Genomic DNA, 7,573 nt, shown 5'->3' with positions numbered 1-7,573 from the left:
AGCCAAGGCGGTCGGCGGCATCGCGGATCGCCTTGACGCAGCCGGCATCGAAAGTCACCGGATCGAAAGCGCCGACCTGTTCGATCTCGCAGCGGATGTCGAGTGCATCGCAGATCGTGTCGATGCCTTCGCGGATGCGGCCATCCATCGCGTCCAGCACTTCCTTTTCCGGCGAGCGGATATCGACGGTGAAGACGGTGCGCCCGGCGATGATGTTGCGCGAATTGGGATAGACCTCCATGTGGCCGACCGCGCCGACGGCATCGGGCTGGTAGTCCATGGCGATCTCGTGCACCAGTTCGATCACCCGCGCCATGCCGAGCCCGGCATTGCGGCGCTTGGGCATCGGCGTCGAGCCGGTATGGGCTTCCTTGCCGGTCAGCGTCACCTGCAGCCATTTAAGGCCCTGGCCATGGGTGACGACACCGATGTCGATATCTTCGTCCTCGAGGATCGGACCCTGTTCGATATGCAGTTCGAAGAAGGCATGGATCTTGCGGTCGCCGACCTTCTCGGGGCCTTTCCAGCCGATGCGCTCCAGTTCCTCGCCGAATTTCTTGCCCTGCTTGTCGACATGCCCGTACACATCGGCCTGGTCGAGCACGCCGGCGAACACGCCGGACGCCATCATAGCCGGCGCGAAGCGCGAGCCCTCCTCGTTCGTCCAGTTGGTGACGACGATTGGATGTTTGGTCTTGATGCCGAGATCGTTGAGCGAGCGCACCACTTCAAGCCCGCCCAGTACGCCGAGCACGCCGTCATACTTGCCGCCGGTCGGCTGCGTATCGAGATGGCTGCCGACATAGACCGGCGGCAGGCTGGGATCGGTGCCTTCGCGGCGGGCAAACATCGTGCCCATTTCATCGACGCCCATTTCGAGCCCGGCCGCATCGCACCAGCGCTTGAACAGATGCCGCCCTTCGCCGTCTTCGTCGGTCACGGTCTGGCGATTGTTGCCGCCGGCAATGCCGGGGCCAATCTTCGCCATCTCCATGATGGAATCCCACAAACGGTTTGAATTGATTCGCAGATTCTCGCCGGGTGCGGCCATCTCGAGTTCCCATCTACACCAGGGGTCTTGTCGCCCCTTGAGTGATTTACAGCTTGACCGTATGGTCAGCTTTTAAACTACACAACCTGACCAAGCGGTCAACTAGAATCTTGGGGTAGACATGGCAGAACCCACCCGCCCCATGCGGCGACAGGAGATCCGCCGAGAGAATGAAAAAACCATTCTCGTCGCTGCAGAGAAGGTGTTTGCGGAGGCAGGGTTTGGCGGCGCCACGATGCAGTTGATTGCGGATCTGGCCGGACTGCCGAAGGCAAATCTCCACTACTATTTCGCCACCAAGGAAGAGCTTTACCGGTCGGTCGTTCAAAACATCTTTGAAATCTGGCTACAGGCGGCCAATTGCTTCGACGCGGCGCGCGGGCCCATAGACGGCATCAGTGCCTATATCGACGCCAAGATGGAAATATCACGCCGCCATCCCGACGGCTCGAAGGTCTGGGCCTCCGAAGTGATGCACGGGGCGCCGGTGCTTCAGGACTATATGGAATCGACGCTGCGCGAATGGACCGACGGCCGCGTCGAGATCATCAGGCGCTGGATCGAGGAAGCCAAGATGGACCCGGTGGATCCGCGTCATCTGCTCTATATGCTTTGGGCTACGACCCAGCACTACGCCGATTTCGGCCATCAGATCGAGACACTCAATGGCGGAAAACCTCTGTCCGACCGGCAATGGCGGGAAGCCAAGGAAAATATCAAGCGGGTGATCCTGACCGGGATCGGTGCGTTGCCCGCCTGACTGTAATGGTTCGTTGCAAGCAAAAGGTCAGGTCGGCGCGCTGCCGCGCCGACCTCAACCGACCGCGTCAGTCCGTCAATCGATTGACCTCAGCACATCTCGAACATGGTCGATCAATTCGTTGATCTGGCCCTTGGTGATGATCAGCGGCGGCGAGAGCGCGATGATGTCGCCGGTGGTGCGGATCAGCGCGCCGCGCTCGAACGCCTTGACGAAGGCCGAGAAGGCCCGTTTGGTCGGCTGGCCGGCGATCGGCGCCAGCTCGATCGCACCGATCAGGCCGATGTTCCTGATATCGATGACGTTCGGCTCGCCTTTCAGCGAATGCAGCGCGTCTTCCCAGTACGGCGCCAGCTCCTCGCCACGGGTCAGCAAGCCCTCTTCCTTGTAGGTGTCAAGCGTGCCGAGTGCGGCCGCGCAGGCGATGGGGTTGCCCGAATAGGTGTAGCCGTGGAAGAACTCGATCATGTGCTCGGGGCCGGTCATGAAGGCGTCGTGGATCTCCTTCTTCACAAACACCGCGCCCATCGGGATGACGCCGTTGGAGACGCCCTTGGCGGTGGTCATGATGTCGGGCGTGACACCGAAATAGTCGGCGGCGAACGGTGTGCCGAGACGGCCGAAACCGGTGATGACCTCATCGAAGATCAACAGGATGCCGTGCTTGGTGCAGATCTCGCGCAGCTTCTCCAGATAACCCTTCGGCGGCAGGATGACGCCGGTGGAGCCGGCGACCGGCTCGACGATGACGGCGGCGATGGTCGAAGCGTCGTGCAGGGCGACGATACGCTCCAGCTCGTTGGCGAGTTCCGCGCCATACTCCGGCACACCCTTGGTGAAGGCGTTCTTTTCCGGCAGATGCGTGTGCGGCATATGGTCGACGCCGCCGAGCAGCGTGCCGAACATCTTGCGGTTGGTGACGATGCCGCCGACCGAGATGCCGCCGAAATTGACGCCGTGATAGCCGCGCTCGCGGCCGATCAACCGGGTGCGCGAGCCCTCGCCCTTCACACGGTGATAGGCGATCGCCATTTTGAGCGCGGTCTCGACCGATTCCGAGCCGGAATTGGTGAAGAAGACATGGTCCATGCCCTTGGGCGCCAGGTCGACCAGGCGGTTGGCCAGTTCGAACACGATCGGATGGCCCATCTGGAAGGCCGGCGCATAATCGAGTTCGGCAGCCTGGTGCTGGATCGCCTCGGTGATCTTCGGACGGCAGTGGCCGGCATTGACGCACCACAGGCCGGCGGTGCCGTCGAGCACCTTGCGGCCGTCGCTGGTTGTGTAATGCATGTCCTTGGCGGACACCATCATGCGCGGCGCCTGCTTGAACTGCCGGTTTGCCGTGAACGGCATCCAGAATGCACTGAGATCGTTCGGCGTGACTTTCAGCCGGTTGGACATGACCAGGACTTCCCCTTGTAAACTGTTTCGCTGCGCCCAACGCTTGGTCTTTGCCGCGTTTTCATGCTACGCAAATTTTTGACCGATTGGACAAACGTTAGCACCGCCCTGTAGGCGGTCAAGGATTACTAGCGGAAATGCGGCACCTGAAGTGCGTTCCACAGGCTAGGGAAAAACTGGTCCAGAGAATTGGTCCAGATGAGCCTCAACACGAGGGCTTGCAACGGTGACCATCGGCACGGATGCCCCTCGCCGCACCCGCATCCAGCAGGAAAAGCGCGAACTCATCCTGGAGGCGGCGCTTGAGGTCTTCTCCACCAACGGCTTTCGCGGCTCGACCATCGACCAGATCGCCGAAGCTGCCGGCATGTCGAAACCGAACCTGCTCTATTATTTCCGGCGCAAGGAAGACATCCACGAAACGCTGATGCAGCGCCTGCTCGACACCTGGCTGGCGCCACTGCGCGAACTCGACGACATTGGCGATCCCCTAACCGAACTGCGCAGCTACATCAGGCGCAAGCTGGAGATGGCGCGCGATTTTCCGCGCGAGAGCCGGCTGTTCGCCAACGAGATCCTGCAAGGCGCGCCGCGCATCATGCCGCTGCTGGCGGGCGAACTGAAAACGCTGGTCGACGAGAAGGCCGCCGTCATCAAGGGCTGGATGCGCGCCGGCAAGATCGCCAAGACCGACCCGTGGCACCTGATCTTCTCGATCTGGGCGACGACGCAGCATTATGCCGATTTCGACGTCCAGGTCCGCGCCGTGCTCGGACCGAACCGTGGCGGCGACGGCCGCTTCGAGGATGCGGCAAGATTTCTCGAGCAGTTGTTCCTCGATGGGCTGAAGCCGAAGGGCTAAATGGTTTCGTCATTCTAGGGCGAAGCAAGGAGCGAAGCGACGCGGCGCAGACCCTACAATCCATGCCGCGACTTCAACGCGCCGCAAAGGTCCAAATTCTGCTCCGTAGTACTCTTCGGCAAACGTCCCGGCATGGATCCTCGGGTCTCCGCGTCCGCTTCGCCCGTGGATGACGAAGCCGAGGGGGACGCCAGCCAACCTCAGGCGCTGCGCCGCTCGGCCGGCAGCGCGTCCAGCAATGCCTGCAGCTTGGCGATCGAATTCTGCTCGGCTAACGGCGTGTAGACGATCAGCTTCATGTCCGAGCCGTCGCCGATCGACAGGCTCATATGCTCGAAGGTCATGGCGCCCGCGCTCGGGTGCCGGACATGTTTCACCCCCGACAACCGATGCGCGACGTCGCGCTGCGGCCACCAGGCACGAAATTCGGGGCTCGAACGGGTCATCAACTCGATCAGCCGCTCGAAATCCGGATCGCCGACATAGCGGGCGCTCGTGGCCCGGAACGAGGCCAGCACGGTGCGCGCCAGTTGCTCCCAGTCGACCAGCAGGTGCCGGTGATGCGGGCTCGTGAACACCATGTGGACGATGTTGCGGGCGTCACCCTCCAGCAGGCCATAATCGCCGAACACCGCCACCGCCGCCGGGTTCCAGGCCAGCACGTCCCAGCGCCGCCCGACGACATAGGCCGGCTGCAGCACCAGGCTCTGCAGCATGTGCAGCAACGGGCCATCGACCTTTTCCGGCGCTACGGCACGGCGCTCCGGCTGCTGGCGGTCGGCAAGGATGAACAGATGCTGTTTTTCGGCGGCGTCGAGGCGCAGTGCTTCGGCGAGCGCCGTCAGCACCTCGACCGAGGGCCTGACCTCCCGCCCCTGCTCCAGCCATGTGTACCAAGTCGTGCCGACACCGGCGATCATCGCCACCTCCTCGCGGCGCAAGCCCGGCGTACGTCGCCTGAGACCGATGGCGATGCCTGCGGCCGAGGGCGTCAGCCTTTCGCGGCGCGAGCGCAGGAAGGCGCCGAGTTCGCGCCGGCGGCTGTCTTCAGCCGAACGTGTGGGGGCCGCGTGAGGTTGGGACTCCATGCGCGTATTATAGCAGTATTGATACCAGGATAAAGTTTGAACTGTTTGGCCAGCGCCAACTGCCCCATCTTCCGTTCAGAGCAACAGAACGGAGGCTCTGAACATGGAACTCAAAGACAAGACGATCCTCATCACCGGCTCGACAGACGGCGTCGGCCGCGTTGTCGCGCAACGGCTCGGCGCCGCGGGCGCCCGTGTGCTGGTGCACGGCCGCGATGCAACGCGCGGCAAGGCTGTTGTCACCGAGATCGAAGCCGCCGGCGGCAAGGCCGAGCTTCTGGTCGCCGACCTCTCTTCGCTGGCCGAGGTGCGCCACCTCGCCGAGGCGGTGCGCGCCCGGACGAACCGGCTGGACATCCTCATCAACAATGCCGGCATCGGCACAGCGGGCCAAGGTGCCAAAAGGCAGGTGAGTGCCGACGGCTATGAACTGCGCTTCGCGGTCAACTATCTCGCCGGTTTCCTGCTGACATCGGAGCTCCTGCCATTGCTGAAGGCCAGTGCGCCGGCGCGCATCGTCAATGTCGCCTCTGCGGGGCAGCAGGCGATCGACTTCAGCGATGTCATGCTGACCCGCTCCTATGACGGGGTGCGCACTTATTGCCAGAGCAAGCTGGCGCAGATTCTGTTCACCGTCGATTTGGCCGAACAGTTGAAAGGCACCGGCGTCACCGTCAACGCATTGCATCCGGCGAGCTACATGAACACAACCATGGTCCGGCAGGCCGGGGTGACGCCGTGGAGTTCGGTCGAGACCGGTGCCGACGCCATCCTCAATCTCGCCACCTCACCCACGCTCAACGGGAAAAGCGGCCTCTATTTCGACGGCCTGCGGGAATCCCGCGCCGATGCTCAGGCCTACGACGCCAAGGCAAGGCAACAGCTGAGAAGCTTGAGCCTCGACCTCATCGGCCCGGCCTCCCCCACATCGAAGGAACAGCATTGATGACCAAGGCAATCCAACACACCGTCATCATCGGTGGCTCGTCCGGCATCGGGCTGGCGACGGCGCGCAAACTGCTTGGCCCGGACATGAAGGTAACCATCACCGGCCGCAACGAGGACAAGCTGAAGAGCGCTTGGAAGAGCCTTGGCGGTGCTGCCGAGAAGGCCGCTTTCGACGCGTCGAAGCCGGATGAGGTCCGTCAATTCTTCGAGCGCCTCGGCCCCTTTGATCACTTGGTGCTGGCGGCCAGCGGCGGCAAGGGCCTCGGCCCGTTCCCGGCGCTTGACCTGAGTGACATCGGCAGGGGCGTGGAGGAAAAGGTCCGCCCGCAGCTGTCCTGCCTGCAGGCCGCCTTGCCGACACTCAACAAGGCCGGATCGGTCACCTTCATCTCGGCGGTGTCGGCGCAGCTCGCAACGCCCGGCGTCGCCGGTATCGCCGCCATCAACGGCATGCTGTTGACCGTGGTGCCGATCCTGGCGATGGAGTTGAAACCGCTGCGCGTCAATGTCGTGGCGCCAGGCGTCATCGACACGCCCTGGTGGGACTTTCTGGCCGAGGAGCAGAGGCAGGCGCTGTTTGCCGACTATGCCGGCAGGACCCCGGTCGGCCGCATCGGTCGCGCCGAAGACGTCGCCGCGGCAATAGCCTTCCTCGTCTCCAACGGCTTCATGACCGGTCAGGTGCTGACCTGCGACGGCGGACTGCGATTTGCGGCCTAGCGTTCCTCGGGCGCCGACAGGCTTTCACCCTCAATTGGCTCTCTTTGGATCACCCCGCACGCTCTTTTCGCCGGGGCTGTCACCGCCCGGTCTCACCGCATCTGAAGCGGTCTTTTCCGGAACATAGGAATAATCAGGCGTATCAGCCCCATACATCTTGTTATCGATCGCCTCTTGCCAGCTGAAATCCGCGTCGGACGGTGAAACGTCGGCAATGTCATGGCGGGAGGAGCGAGAGTGCAGCCAGTTCGGGGTGATCTCTCGGACCAATTGTGCGAAGCGTCCCATCGAAACCGTTCCTTTCCTTGCCCTTTCCAGGAGGCGCGATCGCGGTTGCGTCGGCTGGATCTAAAGTTGACCTCTCAGCCAGGCCAGCGTCTCGACAACGTCGGCAAGCCCGTACCGCGCTGCGGTGTGCGCTGGTGGTTTGACGCGTATCGATATGCCGCCGGCATCATTGACGGCCTCAAAACCGTTTTCATCCGACGTGTCGTCGCCCAGGAAGACCGGGCGACGGCCCGTGAATGGCGCAATTTCCATGAAACGCCGGATCGCGGCGCCCTTGGCGGCCTCGAGCGGCAGCAGTTCAACACCGGCATTGCCGGGAACCACCCGGTAGCCCTTTGGCAGCGTGGCCAGCGCCTGCTCGACAAGCTGCGTCGCGCGCGGAAGCAGATGCGGGGCGGCGCGCGTGTGGATGGCCAGCACCCGTCCTTTGCGCTCGATATAGGCGCCACGAC

At 62.9% G+C, this 7,573-nt stretch carries 9 protein-coding genes; 4 read left to right on the top strand and 5 right to left on the bottom strand.

Annotation, left to right across the window (positions count from 1 at the left end; translation table 11 throughout):
* Positions 1-1,051, bottom strand: a 1,051-nt coding sequence (locus tag EN879_RS16835) for a Zn-dependent hydrolase (protein WP_164774438.1), incomplete at its 3' end; no start/stop codon positions are given.
* A gap of 121 nt (positions 1,052-1,172) precedes the next feature.
* Here EN879_RS16835 and EN879_RS16830 point away from each other — a divergent pair.
* Positions 1,173-1,811: a TetR/AcrR family transcriptional regulator gene (locus EN879_RS16830; protein ID WP_013530908.1), complete on the top strand. Its 639-nt coding sequence runs from the start codon at positions 1,173-1,175 to the stop codon at positions 1,809-1,811.
* 75 nt (positions 1,812-1,886) lie between these two features.
* Here EN879_RS16830 and EN879_RS16825 read toward each other — a convergent pair whose 3' ends face one another.
* Positions 1,887-3,215, bottom strand: coding sequence for an aspartate aminotransferase family protein (locus tag EN879_RS16825; protein ID WP_013530907.1), 1,329 nt, complete (start codon positions 3,213-3,215; stop codon positions 1,887-1,889).
* Between the two features lie 226 nt (positions 3,216-3,441).
* Between EN879_RS16825 and EN879_RS16820 the strand changes: the two genes are divergently transcribed.
* Positions 3,442-4,077 carry a TetR family transcriptional regulator C-terminal domain-containing protein gene (locus EN879_RS16820; RefSeq protein ID WP_013530906.1) on the top strand — a complete coding sequence of 212 codons (636 nt, stop codon included), beginning with the start codon at positions 3,442-3,444 and terminating at the stop codon, positions 4,075-4,077.
* Positions 4,078-4,277: 200 nt separating this feature from the next.
* Here the strand turns inward: EN879_RS16820 and EN879_RS16815 are convergent, their stop codons facing one another.
* A complete protein-coding gene (locus EN879_RS16815; RefSeq protein ID WP_063168505.1) occupies positions 4,278-5,165 on the bottom strand; it encodes a helix-turn-helix transcriptional regulator in 888 nt (295 codons plus the stop codon).
* 103 nt (positions 5,166-5,268) lie between these two features.
* On the opposite strand from EN879_RS16815, the gene EN879_RS16810 reads away from it, so the two are divergent.
* Entirely contained in the window at positions 5,269-6,111 is an 843-nt protein-coding gene (locus EN879_RS16810; RefSeq protein WP_063168506.1) for an SDR family oxidoreductase, read from the top strand.
* Complete coding sequence (locus EN879_RS16805) at positions 6,111-6,833, top strand: SDR family oxidoreductase (RefSeq protein ID WP_127274138.1); 723 nt, start codon at positions 6,111-6,113, stop codon at positions 6,831-6,833. Before EN879_RS16810 ends, EN879_RS16805 begins: the two co-directional genes overlap by 1 nt.
* 30 nt (positions 6,834-6,863) lie before the next feature.
* Here the strand turns inward: EN879_RS16805 and EN879_RS16800 are convergent, their stop codons facing one another.
* Both EN879_RS16800 and EN879_RS16795 read right to left on the bottom strand, forming a co-directional pair.
* Positions 6,864-7,121: a hypothetical protein gene (locus EN879_RS16800; RefSeq protein WP_063168507.1), complete on the bottom strand. Its 258-nt coding sequence runs from the start codon at positions 7,119-7,121 to the stop codon at positions 6,864-6,866.
* A gap of 60 nt (positions 7,122-7,181) precedes the next feature.
* Positions 7,182-7,573, bottom strand: a 392-nt coding sequence (locus EN879_RS16795; RefSeq protein ID WP_281034594.1) for a trehalose-phosphatase, incomplete at its 5' end; no start/stop codon positions are given.

The sequence above is a fragment of the Mesorhizobium sp. M7A.F.Ca.AU.002.02.1.1 genome (assembly GCF_003998535.1).
In the GTDB taxonomy this organism is placed as follows: Bacteria; Pseudomonadota; Alphaproteobacteria; order Rhizobiales; family Rhizobiaceae; genus Mesorhizobium; species Mesorhizobium ciceri.
This window is presented reverse-complemented; position numbering and strand designations above follow the sequence as displayed.

Excerpts from the sequence above, each read along its gene's own strand:
- EN879_RS16805 (WP_127274138.1), top strand. The coding sequence starts at position 6,111 with ATGACCAAGGCAATCCAACACACCGTCATCATCGGTGGCTCGTCCGGC.
- EN879_RS16800 (WP_063168507.1), bottom strand. The coding sequence starts at position 7,121 with ATGGGACGCTTCGCACAATTGGTCCGAGAGATCACCCCGAACTGGCTG.
- EN879_RS16830 (WP_013530908.1), top strand. The coding sequence starts at position 1,173 with ATGGCAGAACCCACCCGCCCCATGCGGCGACAGGAGATCCGCCGAGAG.
- EN879_RS16815 (WP_063168505.1), bottom strand. The coding sequence starts at position 5,165 with ATGGAGTCCCAACCTCACGCGGCCCCCACACGTTCGGCTGAAGACAGC.
- EN879_RS16810 (WP_063168506.1), top strand. The coding sequence starts at position 5,269 with ATGGAACTCAAAGACAAGACGATCCTCATCACCGGCTCGACAGACGGC.
- EN879_RS16825 (WP_013530907.1), bottom strand. The coding sequence starts at position 3,215 with ATGTCCAACCGGCTGAAAGTCACGCCGAACGATCTCAGTGCATTCTGG.